The 15,058-nt window shown below is 61.3% G+C and carries 19 protein-coding genes and 1 tRNA gene; 8 read left to right on the forward strand and 12 right to left on the reverse strand.

The features are described 5' to 3' along the window. Window positions 1–134 precede the first annotated feature (134 nt). Window positions 135–341, reverse strand: coding sequence for a DUF6434 domain-containing protein (locus LVS58_RS16640; protein ID WP_233691986.1), 207 nt, complete (start codon window positions 339–341; stop codon window positions 135–137). A gap of 90 nt (window positions 342–431) precedes the next feature. Beyond that, window positions 432–1,442: an alcohol dehydrogenase AdhP gene (gene adhP, locus LVS58_RS16645; protein ID WP_047603476.1), complete on the reverse strand. Its 1,011-nt coding sequence runs from the start codon at window positions 1,440–1,442 to the stop codon at window positions 432–434. A gap of 435 nt (window positions 1,443–1,877) precedes the next feature. On the opposite strand from adhP, the gene LVS58_RS16650 reads away from it, so the two are divergent. Further along, window positions 1,878–2,072 carry a hypothetical protein gene (locus LVS58_RS16650; RefSeq protein WP_233691987.1) on the forward strand — a complete coding sequence of 65 codons (195 nt, stop codon included), beginning with the start codon at window positions 1,878–1,880 and terminating at the stop codon, window positions 2,070–2,072. A gap of 1 nt (window position 2,073) precedes the next feature. Here the strand turns inward: LVS58_RS16650 and LVS58_RS16655 are convergent, their stop codons facing one another. Both LVS58_RS16655 and LVS58_RS16660 read right to left on the reverse strand, forming a co-directional pair. Further along, the gene (locus tag LVS58_RS16655; protein WP_233691988.1) at window positions 2,074–2,487 is read right to left on the reverse strand and encodes a DoxX family protein; all 414 of its coding nucleotides are present in this window, start codon (window positions 2,485–2,487) and stop codon (window positions 2,074–2,076) included. A 104-nt stretch (window positions 2,488–2,591) separates the two neighbouring features. After that, window positions 2,592–2,676, reverse strand: a tRNA-Leu gene (locus tag LVS58_RS16660). 351 nt (window positions 2,677–3,027) lie between these two features. Between LVS58_RS16660 and LVS58_RS16665 the strand changes: the two genes are divergently transcribed. Genes LVS58_RS16665 through LVS58_RS16675 form a run of 3 tightly spaced genes read left to right on the forward strand, consistent with a single transcriptional unit; the run spans window position 3,028 to window position 6,004 of the window. Next, window positions 3,028–4,188 (forward strand): two-component system sensor histidine kinase NtrB, encoded by a 1,161-nt coding sequence (locus LVS58_RS16665; protein ID WP_233691989.1) that lies wholly within the window; start codon window positions 3,028–3,030, stop codon window positions 4,186–4,188. A gap of 5 nt (window positions 4,189–4,193) precedes the next feature. Further along, window positions 4,194–5,639: an ATPase domain-containing protein gene (locus tag LVS58_RS16670; RefSeq protein ID WP_233691990.1), complete on the forward strand. Its 1,446-nt coding sequence runs from the start codon at window positions 4,194–4,196 to the stop codon at window positions 5,637–5,639. Between the two features lie 11 nt (window positions 5,640–5,650). Then, on the forward strand, window positions 5,651–6,004 hold the full coding sequence (locus tag LVS58_RS16675) for a response regulator (protein ID WP_233691991.1): 354 nt from the start codon (window positions 5,651–5,653) through the stop codon (window positions 6,002–6,004). 38 nt (window positions 6,005–6,042) lie between these two features. On the opposite strand, the gene csrA is transcribed toward LVS58_RS16675, so the two are convergent. From csrA to LVS58_RS16715, 8 genes are all read right to left on the reverse strand, one after another. Then, entirely contained in the window at window positions 6,043–6,240 is a 198-nt protein-coding gene (csrA, locus tag LVS58_RS16680) for a carbon storage regulator CsrA (protein ID WP_012051904.1), read from the reverse strand. Between the two features lie 253 nt (window positions 6,241–6,493). Next, window positions 6,494–7,516: a DNA topoisomerase IB gene (locus tag LVS58_RS16685; RefSeq protein ID WP_233691992.1), complete on the reverse strand. Its 1,023-nt coding sequence runs from the start codon at window positions 7,514–7,516 to the stop codon at window positions 6,494–6,496. Between the two features lie 57 nt (window positions 7,517–7,573). Beyond that, entirely contained in the window at window positions 7,574–8,665 is a 1,092-nt protein-coding gene (modC, locus tag LVS58_RS16690) for a molybdenum ABC transporter ATP-binding protein (RefSeq protein ID WP_233691993.1), read from the reverse strand. 1 nt (window position 8,666) lies between these two features. After that, window positions 8,667–9,347 (reverse strand): molybdate ABC transporter permease subunit, encoded by a 681-nt coding sequence (gene modB, locus LVS58_RS16695; RefSeq protein ID WP_233691994.1) that lies wholly within the window; start codon window positions 9,345–9,347, stop codon window positions 8,667–8,669. Continuing rightward, complete coding sequence (gene modA, locus LVS58_RS16700; RefSeq protein WP_233691995.1) at window positions 9,347–10,105, reverse strand: molybdate ABC transporter substrate-binding protein; 759 nt, start codon at window positions 10,103–10,105, stop codon at window positions 9,347–9,349. Before modA ends, modB begins: the two co-directional genes overlap by 1 nt. A gap of 82 nt (window positions 10,106–10,187) precedes the next feature. Continuing rightward, window positions 10,188–11,273, reverse strand: coding sequence for an NAD(P)H-dependent flavin oxidoreductase (locus LVS58_RS16705; protein ID WP_233691996.1), 1,086 nt, complete (start codon window positions 11,271–11,273; stop codon window positions 10,188–10,190). 50 nt (window positions 11,274–11,323) lie between these two features. Next, window positions 11,324–11,494, reverse strand: coding sequence for a hypothetical protein (locus tag LVS58_RS16710; RefSeq protein WP_233691997.1), 171 nt, complete (start codon window positions 11,492–11,494; stop codon window positions 11,324–11,326). Between the two features lie 7 nt (window positions 11,495–11,501). Next, on the reverse strand, window positions 11,502–11,804 hold the full coding sequence (locus LVS58_RS16715; protein WP_003250918.1) for a DUF1883 domain-containing protein: 303 nt from the start codon (window positions 11,802–11,804) through the stop codon (window positions 11,502–11,504). 159 nt (window positions 11,805–11,963) lie between these two features. Here LVS58_RS16715 and LVS58_RS16720 point away from each other — a divergent pair, with 159 nt between their 5' ends. The 4 genes from LVS58_RS16720 to galU all read left to right on the forward strand — a co-directional run bounded on the left by LVS58_RS16720 (window position 11,964) and on the right by galU (window position 15,039). Beyond that, window positions 11,964–12,323: a hypothetical protein gene (locus LVS58_RS16720; protein ID WP_233691998.1), complete on the forward strand. Its 360-nt coding sequence runs from the start codon at window positions 11,964–11,966 to the stop codon at window positions 12,321–12,323. A 77-nt stretch (window positions 12,324–12,400) separates the two neighbouring features. Further along, window positions 12,401–13,051 carry a c-type cytochrome gene (locus tag LVS58_RS16725; RefSeq protein WP_233691999.1) on the forward strand — a complete coding sequence of 217 codons (651 nt, stop codon included), beginning with the start codon at window positions 12,401–12,403 and terminating at the stop codon, window positions 13,049–13,051. Beyond that, window positions 13,048–13,962, forward strand: a complete 915-nt coding sequence (locus tag LVS58_RS16730) for a c-type cytochrome (protein WP_233692000.1) — start codon at window positions 13,048–13,050, stop codon at window positions 13,960–13,962. Before LVS58_RS16725 ends, LVS58_RS16730 begins: the two co-directional genes overlap by 4 nt. A gap of 237 nt (window positions 13,963–14,199) precedes the next feature. Then, complete coding sequence (galU, locus tag LVS58_RS16735; protein WP_233692001.1) at window positions 14,200–15,039, forward strand: UTP--glucose-1-phosphate uridylyltransferase GalU; 840 nt, start codon at window positions 14,200–14,202, stop codon at window positions 15,037–15,039. Window positions 15,040–15,058: the final 19 nt, after the last annotated feature.

A 15,058-nucleotide genomic window follows, 5' to 3' on the forward strand; every position in this document is an offset into this window, starting at 1 on the left:
TGGTCGGGCTCAAACCAATTCCACCATCGAGGGCGTCAGGAAATGGATTATTCCAGCATGGTTGAATCGTTGGACAAGATGCTGAACGCAAAGGCTGCAGCCAAGGCCGGCCTCCAGCCGCCAGATACAGCGCTTCAGCCATACCTCCGTAGCCATTCGTCCGCAACGTCACCCATGGTTGATGGGGTGCCACTCTTGATCCAAAGCATGAATACACGGTCGAACCTGAATGCCGCGCCGCACTCACTGAGCAGAAACTGACGAACCTTCTGCGTGTTACGGTAATGCTTGTCCAGGGGAGTCGTACGGGTAATCGGCCCGGCGTGCCAGTCTACGGTCATGGTCTGTTCCTTTGACTTTAAGAAAGCAAAAAGCCCGTAGGTGGTCATCTACGGGCTTTGCTGTGGTTCCAGATGATCTAGCTCGGCCTGTCAGCCTTCGAACTGTATCACCATCCGACCTTTGATCTTGCCCTCCAGCATCTCGTCAAATATCTGGTTGATATCCTCGATCGGTCGCAGCGTCACCTTGGGCACCACTTTACCCTCAGCGGCAAACTGGAAGGCTTCCTGCAGGTCTTGGCGCGTCCCTACCAGCGAGCCCACCACTTCGATCCCATCAAGCACCAGGCGGGGAATATTCAGGTCCATCGACTCTGACGGAAGCCCGACGGCCACCAGTCGCCCGCCAGCGCGCAAGGCATCGACGGCTGAGTTGAACGCGCCTTTGGCCACGGCAGTAACGACGGCAGCATGTGCGCCACCGGTCTTGGCCTGGATGACCTTCGCGGCGTCTTCGTTGAGCGGGTTGACGACCAGATCCGCGCCCATCTCGCTGGCGAAGCGCAGTTGCTCTTCGTTGACGTCAATGGCGATGACTTTGGCGTTGAACACATTCTTGGCATATTGCAGGGCCAGGTTGCCCAGGCCGCCGAGGCCGTAGATGGCGATCCATTGGCCGGGGCGGACGTTGGAGATTTTCACTGCCTTGTAGGTCGTGACGCCGGCGCAAGTGATGCTGCTGGCGGCAGCAGAGTCGAGGCCGTCGGGTACTTTAACCGAGTAGTCGGCCTTGACGATGCAGGCCTCGGCCATGCCGCCGTCCACGGTGTAACCGGAATTCTTCACGTCGCGGCACAGGGTCTCGTTGCCGCTGTTGCAGTATTCGCAATGTCCGCAGCCTTGGTAGAACCAGGCAACGCTGGCACGGTCGCCTGGCTTGAGCGAGGTGACGCCCGGGCCAACTTCCTGGACCACGCCAATACCTTCGTGGCCCAGTACTACGCCGGTCTTGTCACCAAAGTCGCCGTTTTTCACGTGCAGGTCGGTGTGGCACACACCGCAGCACTGCATCTTCAGCAGCGCTTCGCCGTGTTCGAGAGGGCGCAGGGTTTTCTCTACCACGTCCACGCGACGGCCTGGTGCAACGACAGCAGCTTTCATGAGAGCCTCCGTGTCTATCTGATATGAGCTTGGGTTATCGCTGGGACAGCATAGACCTTGCCTGGCCTGGCAAAACTGCTTCAGGTCATGGTCATGGTGGACGCTTGCGCAAAATACCGACGGTTGCCTGACTGGCATTTGCGGAAAAAAGAAAAGCCCGCGGCAATGATGCGGCGGGCTGCAAGAACGTACGGAGCAGTGTTAGTTTGCCCGCCCGGATGTCGGCATTTCGTGAAGGTCAGGTCATGGGGCTGTCATCATCTGCAATGAAGTGCGCAGGACCATAAAAAAGCCCGCCATAAAAGGCGGGCAAAAGACGTTTGAAGGGAGAGCCTGCAGGTTGCGCCGTGCCGGTTAACCCAGGATTAAGCGACAACGCATTGACCCAGCATCCTGATCAGCCTATATAGGCCTGCCATTTTCCCAGGAGCCAGCATGCGCGACGAAGACGACCTGCACGAACCCGAGCACGATCACCTGCTTGACCACGAATTTCTCTACCACGACGTGGAGCCCGAGGCGGATGCCCAAGGCGCCGAGGATGACGTGGAGGAAGACGAGGAGACGCTGGACGACCTCGATGATGAAGCGCGCGATCACCCAGCCTGGTTCGACGACTGCGACGACTGACTCAGCGACCATCCACCGAGAACCTTCCGGGCCCGCTTACCGACAGCAACAGCAGGCCGCCCATGATGCTGAGGTTTTTCAGAAACTGAGTCATGTTGGCGCTGCGTTCGGGGTCGACCATGTTCCAGAACGGGTGGCCCAGCAGCGCCGTGCCCAGCACGAACAGCGCGAAAAGAAAGGCCAACGGCCGGGTGTAGAAACCGAGGATCAACAGGATTGCGACGACGAACTCCATGATGACGGCAATACCTGCTGCCAGCATCGGGGCAGGGGCGCCGAGCGAGGTCATGTAGCCTACCGTGCCATCGAAGCCGGTCAGCTTGGCCCAGCCAGACAAGATGAACAGAACCATCAGCAATACGCGGGCGAACAGGATAATGATGTCGCGTTGACCATCGAACAGGGAGTAGCGCATGGCGGCGTTCCAGTGGACGGGGACAAGCTCCACTTTAGCAGCTACGCCGGACATTGCTGTCAGGCAGCAAAAAGGCGCCGCAGGGGCGCCTTTTCAACGAAGTTTGGTGCGAGTGGCGGGACTCGAACCCGCAAGGCTCACGCCGACAGATTTTAAGTCTGCTGTGTATACCAATTCCACCACACTCGCACGCTTGAAGGGGTCGCAACGACCGGCTCGCTTCTAAGCTGAAGGGCTTCGCAATCAAGCGCGCTTTATAACCCATTGTTATAGTTGAGTCAACTCCAGCAACTATGATCAACAGAGAGAAGGGGCGCTCGGGCGGGCAATTGACACCTTGCTGTCATTACGCCACTGTTGCCCGTGATTGGATCCAGGCGTGTTCCGTAAGGATGCCGGGCACTCAAAGCGCCAGCATATGTTGGCCTTGGCCGGCGGTGGTATGATCATGCTGCTCGGCCTGTAGTCGTTCAGCGGTCTACTGGCAGGCACTCCAGGCTACGTTCATTTCCTCCTTCCCGCTGTGCCAGTGGAGTTTGCATGGTTTCAGCTGACTGCCTCGACGCTTCCGTGATGCCCGCCCATCGTTATGAACAGCTGGTTCAGTCGGTGGTGGATTATGCCATCTACATGCTCGACCCTTCCGGCCACGTGGTGTCGTGGAATGCAGGCGCGCAACGGATCAAGGGTTACCGTAGGGATGAAGTGGTCGGCAAGCACTTTTCGTTGTTCTTCACCCCACAGGATTGCGCGCAGGGCCGTCCCGAGTGCCTGCTGCGTCAGGCGCTGGAGCAGGGTGTGGCGCAGGATGAAGGGTGGCGGGTGCGCAAGGACGGTTCGCAGTTCTGGGCGCTGGCTGCATTGGATGTGATCCGTGATGAAAATGGCCAGATCATTGGCCTGGCCAAAGTGACACGCGATATCACTGACCGTCGCGAGTCGGCGCTGCAGCTCGACGCCGTGCGCGCCCAGCTGTTCCAGGCGCAGAAGCTTGAAGCCCTCGGCCAGTTGACCGGTGGTCTGGCGCACGACTTCAACAACATGCTGACCATCATCATCAGCTCGGCGCGTCTGGCGCTGGCCACCCAGGACCCGGCACGCACCCAGCGCATGTTGCAGCACATCCTCGATGCCAGCCAGCGTGGCACCGAACTGACCCAGCAACTGCTCAGTTTTGCCCGTCACCGCAAGTTCGATGTGGCCAGTGTTGCCCCGGCAGACGTGGTCAACGCTACGCGTGGCCTGCTTGAACATGCATTGCCAGGCTCGATTGACTTGAAGGTGTTGCTGCAACCGGACCTGCCGCTGATCGAGGTGGATGCCGGGCAACTGCAGATGGTGTTGCTCAACCTGTTGTTCAATGCCCGTGATGCCATCGACGGGCATGGCCGCATCAGCCTGACTGTCGATGTGGTCGAACTGTTCGGCGAAGTTGAAGGGCTGAAGGGCAGCTTCGTGCGCTTCGAGGTACAAGACAGCGGCGAAGGCATACCCACAGAGATACTGCCGCGGATCTTCGAGCCGTTTTTCACCACCAAGCCTTTCGGCAAGGGTACCGGCCTGGGGCTGAGCCAGGTCTATGGTTTCGCCCGGCAAAGTGGTGGTGCCATTTGTGTCGACAGCGAGCCTGGCCGGGGAACTTGCATGCGACTGTACTTGCCAATGTATCAGGACCAGACCGATAGCCCACTCGACAGGTAGACAACATGGCACAGGCACTGAAGCGGCTGGTAACGGGGATCGATGGGCTCGACGCGTTGCTCAAGGGTGGCCTGATAGCTGGCGCCTCCTACATTATCCAGGGGCCGCCGGGGGCCGGTAAGACCATCCTCGCCAATCAGCTGGCCTGCGGCCATGTGCGTGGCGGTGGTCGGGTGCTGGTGGCCACCTTGCTGAGCGAGTCGCATGAACGTTTGTTCCAGTACCTGTCCACGCTGGACTTCTTCGACCCGGCACTGGTCGGTGACAAAATCCAGTTCGTCAGCGCCTTTGATACCCTTGAGCAGGACGGGCTAGATGCAGTGGTGCGGTTGCTGCGCCAGGAAATTGCCCGGCAACAGGCCAGCCTGCTGATCGTCGACGGTGTGCTCAATGCCCGGGTGCGCGCGGAAACCGCGCTGGACACCAAGAAGTTCGTCTCTGAACTGCAGGGGCATGCGGCCTTCGCCGGTTGCACCGTACTGTTGCTGACCAGTGCCCGGCTCGACGAGGGCAGCCCGGAACACACCATGGTCGATGGCGTGATCGAACTGGGTGAGCAACTGGTGGGCAGCCGCGCCGTGCGCCATGTTCAGTTGCGCAAGACCCGCGGCAGTGGCGCGTTGTCGGGGCGTCACGAATGCCTGATCAATGAGTCCGGCATGCACGTCTATCCTCGCCTGGAAGCGTTGTTCGGCTACCCCAGCCAGTTGGGCAGCGGCACCTTGGCGCGTATCAGCAGCGGTGTGCCAACCTTCGATGAAATGCTTGGCGGTGGCTTGACCACTGGGTCAGCCAGCCTGTTGATGGGGCCTTCGGGGATTGGCAAGACATCATTGGGCCTGGCCTTTCTGGGGGCCAGCACGCCGCAGGCGCCGGGGTTGCATTTCGGTTTTTACGAAACGCCCGAACGCCTGCGCAGCAAGGCCGCTTCGCTCGGTTACGATTTTGCCGCGATGGAGCAGGCCGGTAGCTTGCAGCTGTGCTGGCAGCCGACCACCGAGGGCTTGCTGGACCAGGTGGGCGCGCGGCTACTGGAGCGTGTGGAGGCGCAGGGCAGCAAGCGCGTGGTGATCGACAGCCTTGGCGCATTCAGTCGCCTGGCTATCGATTCGACGCGGCTAAATGCGTTTTTCCGCGCGCTGGCGGGTGAGTTGCGCGCGCGCGATGTCAGCGTGGTGCTGACCTGGGAGATGCGCGACATCTTCGGCGCGGAAATCAGCGCCCCCGCGCCGGACCTGTCGAGTATCGTCGACAACCTGATGCTGATGCGCTTTGTCGAACTGGACTCGCAACTACGGCGCATGCTGTCGGTCCTCAAGGTGCGTGACAGTCACCATGACCCGGCCTTGCACGAGCTGGTGATCGGGCCGCAAGGTATTACCTTGCGCAAGGCGTTCGAAGGCGCCTGCGGTGTGCTCTCGGGAACGCCGACGCCGCAGGGGAGCGGGTGACGGACGAGCCGATGAACACCATCCTGATTGTCGATGACGAATACCTGATCGCCGATATCCTTGGTTTTGCCCTGGAGGACGAAGGTTTCCTGGTGGAAAAGGCGAGCAACGGCTGCAAAGCACTGGAGGCGTTGAAGGAAAAGCGCGTCCAGCTGGTGATTACCGACTACATGATGCCACTCCTCAACGGCGAGGAGTTGGCGCGTGCCATACGCGAAGACCCGGCGTTAAGCGCGTTACCGGTCATCCTCATGAGCGGCGCACAGGCCAGCCAAGGATGCCCGGCCCTGTTTGCCGCAATATTCGACAAACCGTTCGACATGGATGAGATGATCGCCACGGTGCGTCAGTTACTGGGCACCTGAGGCTGGCGGTCGAGCGCATCCATGCCCTCGGTTGGCGCTCAGTGTGAGTCTTCGTGTTTCTCCGGAGCCGGGCTGCCGGCCTGGATGCGTTTGAAGATCTCTTCTCGATGGACCTGAACATCTTTCGGTGCATCGATACCGATTCTCACCTGCATCCCTTTGACGCCCAGAATGGTGACTTTGATGTCATCGTTGATGACGATGCTTTCGCCAACCTTACGGGTGAGTATCAGCATGTAGTTCTCCTTGGTAATGTAAAAGTCCGCAGGGCTAGTTGCCGCGGCGGCGGGAGCTTGTCCCTCTTCCTTCTCATTAAAGACGCTTTCGGCGGATAGTAATTCCCCGACAGACAAATTCTGTTGCGTGTCTTCAGTTGCAGGTGCCAAAGCAAACCGTCAACGGTTTGTCGGCCAAGGTGCTCGCTGGCAAGAATAGGGGGCTTGGCGGCTAATGGGAAATTTCTTCGCATCATGGCCTAAATAGACAAGCTCAATGGTCCCCCTGTTCCTCGAGTGCCTGAAGAAACAACAGCAAGGCCACTTCCTCCGGGTCCAGGCCTTTGCGCACACGGTTTTTCGGCAAGTTGGCCAGGCGCCCCAAGGCATAGTGCTCCAGGACTGCCGGGTGGATATAGCAGCGCCGGCACACTGCCGGTGTATTGCCCAGGCGCGTGGCGACCTGGCGAACGATCGCGGCAACCTGGCGTTTGGCTTCACTTTCCGGCTCCCAGGCCAAAGGCTTCAGCAGGTTCAATGCCAGGCTGCTGCCGGCCCAGGTGCGATAATCCTTGGCGGTGAAGTCGGCGCCGGTCAACTGCTGCAGAAACTGATTGACCTCGCTGGAGCCGACACTGTGGCGCTTGCCGTCTTCGTCCAGGTATTGAAACAGCGCCTGCCCAGGCAGTTCCATGCAGCGCTTGAGCAGGTTGGCCAAACGCCGGTCGTTGAGGGTGACGTTGTGCTCGACGCCGCGCTTGCCGCGGAACTGGAAGCGGATGGTGCTACCTTTGACCTGCACATGGCGATTGCGCAGGGTGGTCAATCCGTACGACCGGTTATCGCGCAGGTAGCGCTGGTTGCCAATGCGGATCAGGGTGTGGTCCAGCAGGCTCACCACCAGTGCCATGACCTTTTCCCGGTCCAGCCCTGGCCGCGCCAGGTGGGCTTCCAGCTGTGTGCGCAGCTTTGGCAGGGCCTTGGCGAACGCAAGCATGCGCCCATACTTGTGCTGGTCGCGCAGTTCGCGCCACTGCGCGTGGTAGCGGTACTGCTTGCGGCCCCGGGCATCGCGGCCGGTGGCTTGCAGGTGGCCTTGCGGATCGGCGCAGATCCACACATCGGTGTAGGCCGGGGGAATTACCAGGGCGGCGATGCGCGAGAGGGTCTCGCTGTCACGTACCCGTTGGCCATCGGCATCCAGATAAATGAAGCGGTCGCGCCAGCGCCGACGGGTCAGGCCCGGCTGACTGTCGTCAACGTAGTGCAGGGTGCGCGGCAGGGTGCAGTCGAGCATGGGCAGCAGGCCTCGATCGGATCACTGATCAATGGACACTGCGTGCGCCAAGGATACTCAACCCAAAAGGGCCACCGACTTGATCTGGGCGAACAGTATCTGCCCTGTGTGCAGGCCCAGCTGGTCTGCCGAGAAGCGGGTGATGCGTGCAAGCAGGGCATTGCCCCCAGCATCCAGGCTGACCAGCACATGCGCCGGGTTGGCCGCCGGGCGGCTCTCGCGCACACGCACCGGCAGGCGGTTGAGGATGCTCGATGCGCTGTCCGCCGCCAGCGCCAGGCTGACATCCCGGGCCTGAACCTTGACGCGCAGGGTGCTGCCCATCACCTGTGCCGCGTGGGTGATGCGCAGCAGCGGCCCGCTGCTGCCGGGCAAGCGCAGGTCAAGCAGGCCGTAGTGCGGGTCGTGCCCTACCACCCTACCTTCGAACACGACGCCGGCGTCGTCGCCCTGAGCCAGCGACAGGTCAAGGCGGGCCAGGGTTTCGCCGATCGGGCCGCTGGCGATCGCCCGGCCTTGTTCCAGCAATACCAGGTGGTCGGCCAGCCGCGCTACTTCGTCCTGGGCGTGGCTGACATAGATCAGGGGGATGTCCAGTTCGTCGTGCAGGCGCTCCAGAAAGGGCAGTATCTCGCGCTTGCGCGGGCCGTCGAGGGCTGCCAGCGGCTCGTCCATCAACAACAGCCGCGGGCTGCTGAGCAGCGCGCGGGCAATACCTACCCGCTGCGCCTCGCCACCCGACAGGGTTGCCGGGCGGCGGTCCAGCAAGTGGCCGATACCCAGCAATTGGCACGCCTGGTCGAGGCTGACCTTGCGTTCAGCGGGCGCTACCCGGCGCCAGCCGAACGTCAGGTTGCCGCGCACCGACAGGTGCGGGAACAGGCTGGCCTCCTGGAACACATAGCCCACCGGGCGCAGGTGCGGTGCCTGGACATAGCCACGGGTGCTGTCTTCCCAGACTTCGCCGTTGACTTCGATATAGGCGCTGGCGGCCCGCTCCAGCCCGGCCAGGCAGCGCAGGCAGCTGGTCTTGCCGGAGCCTGAGTGGCCGAACAGCGCGCTGATGCCGCGCCCGGGCAGGTGCAGGTTGACGTCCAGGGTAAAGTCGTCGCGCGCCAGTTGCAGGCGCGCCACAATGGATGCGGTCATTTCAGCTCCAGCCAGCTTTGTCGCGGCGTCCAGCGTACAGCAGGAGCAGCACCAGGAAAGAGAACACCAGCATGGCACCGGCCAGCCAGTGGGCTTGCGAATACTCCATGGCTTCGACGTGATCGAAAATCTGCACCGAAACCACGCGGGTCTTGTCGGGAATGTTGCCACCGATCATCAGCACGACGCCAAACTCGCCCACCGTGTGGGCAAAGCCGAGGATGCTGGCGGTGATGAAGCCAGGGCGGGCCAGCGGCAGCACTACATGGACGAAGGTGTCCCATGGGCTGGCGCGCAGGGTGGCGGCGACTTCCAGGGGCCGCTGGCCGATTGCGCCAAAGGCATTTTGCAGGGGTTGCACCACGAACGGCATGGAGTACACCGTCGAGCCAATCACCAGGCCTGTGAAGCTGAACACCACACTGCCCAGGCCTAGCGCCTGGGTGGCCTGACCAAGCCAGCCGTGCGGGCCCAGGGCGATCAACAGGTAAAAGCCGATCACCGTCGGTGGCAGTACCAGCGGCAGTGCCACCACCGCACCCACCGGCCCGCGCAGCCACGAGCGCGTGCGCACCAGCCACCAGGCGACCGGAGTGCCGATGACCAGCAGGATCAGGGTGGTCAGGCTGGCCAGTTTTACGGTCAGCCAGATGGCGCCCAGGTCACTGGCATCGAGCGGCATCAGCGTTCATAACCATAGGATTTTATCACCGCTGCGGCCTTCGGGCCCTTGAGGTATTCGACCAGCGCCTTGGCGGCCGCATTGTCCTTGCCTTTGTTGAGGATGACGGCGTCCTGGCGGATCGGGTCGTGCAGGTTGGACGGCACGATCCAGGCCGAACCATGGGTCACCTTGCCGTTCCTGTAGATCTGCGAAAGGGCGACAAAGCCCAGTTTGGCGTTGCCGGTGGAGACGAACTGGAAGGCCTGGGTGATGCTCTGGCCTTCGACGATCTTGCCTTTGGTGGCTTCGCTGAGCTTCAGCCTGTCCAGTACCTGGGTGGCGGCCAGGCCGTAAGGTGCCGCTTTCGGGTTGGCGATGGACAGGTGCTTATAGTCGTTCTTTTTCAGCACTTCACCCTTGCCATCCACGTAGCCTTCCTTCGCAGACCACAGGGCCAGGGTGCCGATGGCGTAGGTAAAGCGCGAGCCGGGTACGGTTTCCTTTTCGGCTTCAAGCTTCTTGGGGGTGGTGTCGTCAGCGGCGAGGAACACTTCGAACGGCGCACCGTTCCTGATCTGCGCGTAGAACTGCCCGGTGGCGCCGTAGGCCGCGACCAGTTTGTGGCCGGTGTCTTTTTCGAAGTCCTTGGCGATGGCCTGGATCGGGGCTGTGAAGTTGGCTGCAACCGCGACCCGGACTTCGTCGGCCCACGCAGTGTTGAAGGCGAGCAGGCTGGCCAGGGCAGTGACGATCAGCTGGGGCGAGCGGATACGCATGAAGACAGCTCCTTGAGATTATCGTTATAGCCTTAACTATATAGCGATACGCCATTGGCCGGGAAGAGGCCAGGCCTGCCTGTCAGAATGCCTGGTGATTGATCACTGCCAGTGCCTTACCTGCAATCTCCCGGGTCAGCTCACCCGCCGGCATGTGCCGGCCCAGCCGCAACGCCTGCCCCGCCCACAGATTGCTGAAATCACTATTACCCTGCGGATCGGTGATTGCCCGTAAAGGCATCAATGCCCCGCCCGCCAGCGGGAAGCGCGGTGCAAGCTCGCTCATCGGCCCCAACTCGCGCATGATGCGGTTGTTGATGCCGCGCGCCGGGCGGCCGGTGAACAGGTTGGTCAGCGCGGTATCGCTGGCAGGCGCGGTGCCCAGCGCCCGGCGATGCGCTGGCGACACCTTGGCCTCGGGGCAGAACAGGTAGGCCGTGCCGATCTGCACTGCCGAGGCACCCAGGGCCAGTGCCGCCAATAGCCCGCGGTGGTCGCCGATACCACCGGCGGCAATCACCGGCACGCTGACGGCATCGGCCACCTGCGGTACGAGCGCGAAGGTGCCTATCTGGCTGGTGATGTTATCGCTGAGGAACATGCCGCGATGGCCACCGGCTTCATAACCCATGGCAATGATTGCATCGCAGCCATTGCGCTCCAGCCAGGCCGCTTCTTCCACGGTCGTGGCGCTGGACAGTACCTTGGCCCCGGTGGCCTTTACCCGCTGCAGCAGTTCGGCCTGCGGCAGGCCGAAGTGGAAGCTCACCACCTCCGGGCGCAACGCCTCGACCAATAAGCAGCTCTGCTCGTCGAAAGGCGCGCGGTTGGACACCGGCGTGGGGGCCGCGAAATCGGCGCCCACTTCGCTGTAATAAGGCTCAAGTGCCTGCTTCCAGCGCGCATCGCGCTCGGCATCGGGCGCTGGCGGCTGGTGGCAGAAGAAATTCAGGTTCAGCGGGCGCCCCGGGCAGCCGGCGCGGAATGCGGCGATCTCGGCGCGCACCTGTTCGCCGCTGAGCATGGCGCAGGGCAGGGCGCCCAAGCCACCTGCCAGGCCCACGGCAATGGCCATGGCCGAGCCTGTCGCCCCCGCCATGGGTGCCTGCAGAATGGGCAGCTCGATGCCCAGCAGGTCGAGGATACGGCGGTCGGGCCAATGGCTCATGCGATTCTCCTGGCGTGGGGCAGCGATGCGGCAGGGGCTTGCGGCAAGTCTTACAGGGCCTTGCTGACCTGGATGTCGCTGATTTTCTCGGCGTCTTCGCCGTGGATCTTGCGCAGGGCCTCGAGGGCTTGCGCTTGCGAGGCATCGGGCATCAGCGCGAAATCCCAGCGACGCTGGCCGTCGAGCTTGTATTTGATGACGTACTTGGTGGTCTGGGTCATGGTGGCCTTATCTGAGTTTCGACGACGAGCGACGGATGATCTTGATCTTGTGGGTCAGGGTTGGCTTGCGGGTGACCGAGATCGGGCGCGTGGTGACGGTATCGATGGTGATGTTCCAGAAGCCGGTGCTGGGTACGGTGATCTTCGCCGGAAACTTCTCGAAATGGCCGCCGTGGTAAGTATGACGGCCGCCGTTCTTGAAGCTGCGGAAGTTGGCGTCGTTCATCAGGCGGATATTGCAGCGCTGGGAGCACTCGATGACGACAATATCGTCCTCGTTGAGGTGCTCGCGCTGGTGTACGAATTTCATGTGATGCTCCGCAAGGTTTGGATCTGCAAAAGCAAAAGATACCACGATGTGCCGTTACACTGCCGCGTTGATCACCGGGCGTAGATAATTCTGCCAAAGCAGGGAGCAAAACCGCCTGGATGTGGTCCAAGCGAATTCTTGAAGGCAGAGGTGCTGCAAATGAAGTGGATGGTGGCGGCGTTGTCGGTGACGCTCGGTGGCTGCGTGAGCGTTGCGGAGCTTGAGCAATCGCGTGAAACGATGGATGTGATCTCTGGCAAGAGCCCGCGCGCCTATGCCGATTGCGTAAAGGAAAAGCTGGCCGATACGCGTGACCCGCTGACCGAAGAGCAGCGTGGCGACGGCCTGCGGCTGATCGTACCGCAGAAAATCACCTCAGGTGCCGGCCCGGCGGCGCTCGTGGATATCGACAAGCGCGGCAGCGGCAGCAGCATCAAACTGCACGAGCGGCTGAACAACTTCCCGCTGCGCCTGGGGGATGTGCGCACTGCCGCAACGCAGTGCATCTCTGGAGATTGATCTGAAGCAACGGGTCCTCCTTTCTCTGCTTATATGTTTTAAGCCTAAACATATAACAAAAGAAAAGGAGATTCGTGATGACACCCTTGAAACGCGCGATGATCGGCAGCTTGCTGATCCTGGTCTGGCCCACGGCACAGGCCGCTGATGGTCAGAAAATCTTCACACAGGGTGGGGCCAACCCCGCCGCCATGGCCTGCCTGGGTTGCCATGGCCCTGACGGCAACGGCATTGCGGCTGCCGGCTTTCCACGTTTGGCCGGGCTACCGGCTGGTTACCTTGCCAAGCAGTTGCAGGACTGGCGCAGCGGCAGCCGCAAGCAGCCAGTGATGGAACCTTTGGCCAAGGCCTTGAGTGATGATGAAATCAAGGCCGTCAGTACCTACCTGGCCAGCCTGCCGGCAGCGCCCGCTGGCGACCTGCACCGCCAGCAGATTGCCGATGACCCGACCACCCGCATGGCCCTGTACGGCGACTGGAGCCGGCAGATTCCTGGTTGCGTGCAATGCCACGGGCCGGGTGGCGGCGGAGTGGGCGAACACTTCCCGCCCTTGGCCGGTCAGCCCGCCAGTTACCTGGTGGCACAGCTCAATGCCTGGCGCGACGGCAGCCGCAGCAATGACCCCAACCAGCTGATGGTCGGCGTGGCCAAGGCCATGACCGATGACGAGATCAAGGCCGTTGCCGAGTTCTTTGCCCGCCCCGCCCGCCAGGAGGTCACGCCATGAAAACCCTGATTCCCGTCCTGTTGCTGTTGGCCGTGGGCAGCGCCCAGGCCACGCCGATCGCCATGGAAGACCAGTCGCAGTTGAAGGTTCCCGGTGTGCAGGCTGCACCGCAGTTCGTGCCGCCCGCTGAGCATGAGTTGCCCGATAATGCCTTTGGCAAAATGGTGCGTGAAGGCCACGCCTTGTTCGTCGACACCCGCCGATTGATGCCCGAGGCTGTGGGCAACGGCATGAACTGCAGTAACTGCCACCTCGATCAGGGGCGGTTGGCGCATTCTGCGCCGCTGTGGGGTGCCTATCCGATGTACCCGGCCTATCGCAAGAAAAATGACAAGGTCAACACCTTCGCCGAGCGTATCCAAGGGTGTTTTCAGTTCAGCATGAACGGCAAGCCGCCGGCCGCTGACAGCCCTCAGATGACGGCGTTGGCGGTGTATTCATACTGGCTGTCGACCAAGGCGCCGACCGGTGTGGAGATTGCCGGGCGTGGTTATCCGGAGGTGGCACAACCCAAGGGCGGTTATGACTTCAAGCGCGGCCAGCAGGTTTACCGTGAACAATGCGCGATTTGCCATGGCGATAACGGTGAAGGGCAGAAGGTCGCCGGCGAGTACGTCATGCCGCCACTGTGGGGTAAGGACTCCTACAACTGGGGGGCCGGCATGCACCGCATCAATACCGCTGCGTCATTCATCAAATACAACATGCCGCTGGGCAAGCCGGGCAGCCTCAGCGATCAGCAGGCCTGGGACGTGGCGGCGTGGATCAACCGCCACGAGCGGCCACAGGACCCGCGGTTGGTCGAGGGATCCATCGAGAAAACGCGGGTGAAATTTCATGCCAATGATGGGGTGAACCTGTATGGTCAGCAGGTTGATGGGGTGTTGATCGGACAAGGGACCGGTAGCTGAGGTAAGCCAGTGGCGGCCTCTTGGCGGGTGAGCCCGTCGAAGACGCCGCCACTGGCACGCTGATTGTCCTGTCATCCAGCGGTCATGTATGACAGCAATATTTACGATCCCCCGGAACTATCTACACTGGGATATCTCTATGATGGCAACGGTCGTTATCGGGGGGCATTGTAAGGTGACTGCCGCCTGATTAGACTGCGCCGAATTCCACAGGCCTAGCCTTTTGTAAGGACGTATATGATCAAAAAATGCTTGTTCCCGGCAGCCGGCTACGGCACGCGCTTCCTGCCTGCTACCAAAGCCATGCCCAAGGAAATGCTGCCGGTGGTCAACAAGCCACTGATCCAGTATGGCGTCGAAGAAGCATTGGATGCTGGTCTGAACGAGATCTCCATCGTTACCGGGCGCGGCAAGCGTGCTCTGGAAGACCACTTCGACATCAGCTACGAGCTGGAAAACCAGATCAAGGGCACCGACAAGGAAAAATACCTGGTCGGTATTCGTCGTTTGCTCGACGAGTGCTCGTTCTCGTACACGCGCCAGACCGAAATGAAAGGTCTCGGCCACGCCATTCTCACTGGCCGCCCATTGATCGGCGACGAGCCGTTCGCGGTGGTGCTGGCGGACGACCTGTGCGTCAACCCGGAAGGTGACGGCGTGCTGACGCAGATGGTCAAGCTGTACAAGCAGTACCGCTGCTCGATCGTCGCCATCCAGGAAGTCGACCCGCAGGAAACCAACAAGTATGGTGTGATCGCCGGTGAGATGATCCGCGACGACATCTTCCGTGTCACCAACATGGTCGAAAAACCGGCTCCGGAAGACGCGCCTTCGAACCTGGCGATCATTGGCCGTTACATCCTGACCCCGGATATCTTCGACATCATCGCCAATACCCAGCCAGGCAAAGGCGGTGAAATCCAGATCACCGATGCCCTGCTGCAGCAGGCGAAGGATGGCTGCGTCATTGCCTATAAGTTCAAGGGCAAGCGTTTCGACTGCGGTGGCGCCGAAGGCTACATCGACGCGACCAACTTCTGCTTCGAGAACTACTACAAGACTGGCAAGGCTTACTGATAAGCCCTGCTGGCCGCAA

It is taken from the genome of Pseudomonas sp. JR33AA (assembly GCF_021378985.1).
Taxonomy (GTDB): domain Bacteria; phylum Pseudomonadota; class Gammaproteobacteria; order Pseudomonadales; family Pseudomonadaceae; genus Aquipseudomonas; species Aquipseudomonas alloputida.

Bases quoted from the DNA above. Each gene is read 5' to 3' on its own strand.
- galU (WP_233692001.1), top strand. From the start codon at position 14,200: ATGATCAAAAAATGCTTGTTCCCGGCAGCCGGCTACGGCACGCGCTTC.
- LVS58_RS16655 (WP_233691988.1), bottom strand. From the start codon at position 2,487: ATGCGCTACTCCCTGTTCGATGGTCAACGCGACATCATTATCCTGTTC.
- modC (WP_233691993.1), bottom strand. From the start codon at position 8,665: ATGACCGCATCCATTGTGGCGCGCCTGCAACTGGCGCGCGACGACTTT.
- LVS58_RS16665 (WP_233691989.1), top strand. From the start codon at position 3,028: ATGGTTTCAGCTGACTGCCTCGACGCTTCCGTGATGCCCGCCCATCGT.
- LVS58_RS16715 (WP_003250918.1), bottom strand. From the start codon at position 11,804: ATGAAATTCGTACACCAGCGCGAGCACCTCAACGAGGACGATATTGTC.
- LVS58_RS16675 (WP_233691991.1), top strand. From the start codon at position 5,651: ATGAACACCATCCTGATTGTCGATGACGAATACCTGATCGCCGATATC.
- LVS58_RS16705 (WP_233691996.1), bottom strand. From the start codon at position 11,273: ATGAGCCATTGGCCCGACCGCCGTATCCTCGACCTGCTGGGCATCGAG.
- LVS58_RS16640 (WP_233691986.1), bottom strand. From the start codon at position 341: ATGACCGTAGACTGGCACGCCGGGCCGATTACCCGTACGACTCCCCTG.
- LVS58_RS16650 (WP_233691987.1), top strand. From the start codon at position 1,878: ATGCGCGACGAAGACGACCTGCACGAACCCGAGCACGATCACCTGCTT.
- adhP (WP_047603476.1), bottom strand. From the start codon at position 1,442: ATGAAAGCTGCTGTCGTTGCACCAGGCCGTCGCGTGGACGTGGTAGAG.
- LVS58_RS16710 (WP_233691997.1), bottom strand. From the start codon at position 11,494: ATGACCCAGACCACCAAGTACGTCATCAAATACAAGCTCGACGGCCAG.
- LVS58_RS16730 (WP_233692000.1), top strand. From the start codon at position 13,048: ATGAAAACCCTGATTCCCGTCCTGTTGCTGTTGGCCGTGGGCAGCGCC.
- LVS58_RS16685 (WP_233691992.1), bottom strand. From the start codon at position 7,516: ATGCTCGACTGCACCCTGCCGCGCACCCTGCACTACGTTGACGACAGT.
- LVS58_RS16670 (WP_233691990.1), top strand. From the start codon at position 4,194: ATGGCACAGGCACTGAAGCGGCTGGTAACGGGGATCGATGGGCTCGAC.
- modB (WP_233691994.1), bottom strand. From the start codon at position 9,347: ATGCCGCTCGATGCCAGTGACCTGGGCGCCATCTGGCTGACCGTAAAA.
- LVS58_RS16725 (WP_233691999.1), top strand. From the start codon at position 12,401: ATGACACCCTTGAAACGCGCGATGATCGGCAGCTTGCTGATCCTGGTC.
- csrA (WP_012051904.1), bottom strand. From the start codon at position 6,240: ATGCTGATACTCACCCGTAAGGTTGGCGAAAGCATCGTCATCAACGAT.
- modA (WP_233691995.1), bottom strand. From the start codon at position 10,105: ATGCGTATCCGCTCGCCCCAGCTGATCGTCACTGCCCTGGCCAGCCTG.
- LVS58_RS16720 (WP_233691998.1), top strand. From the start codon at position 11,964: ATGAAGTGGATGGTGGCGGCGTTGTCGGTGACGCTCGGTGGCTGCGTG.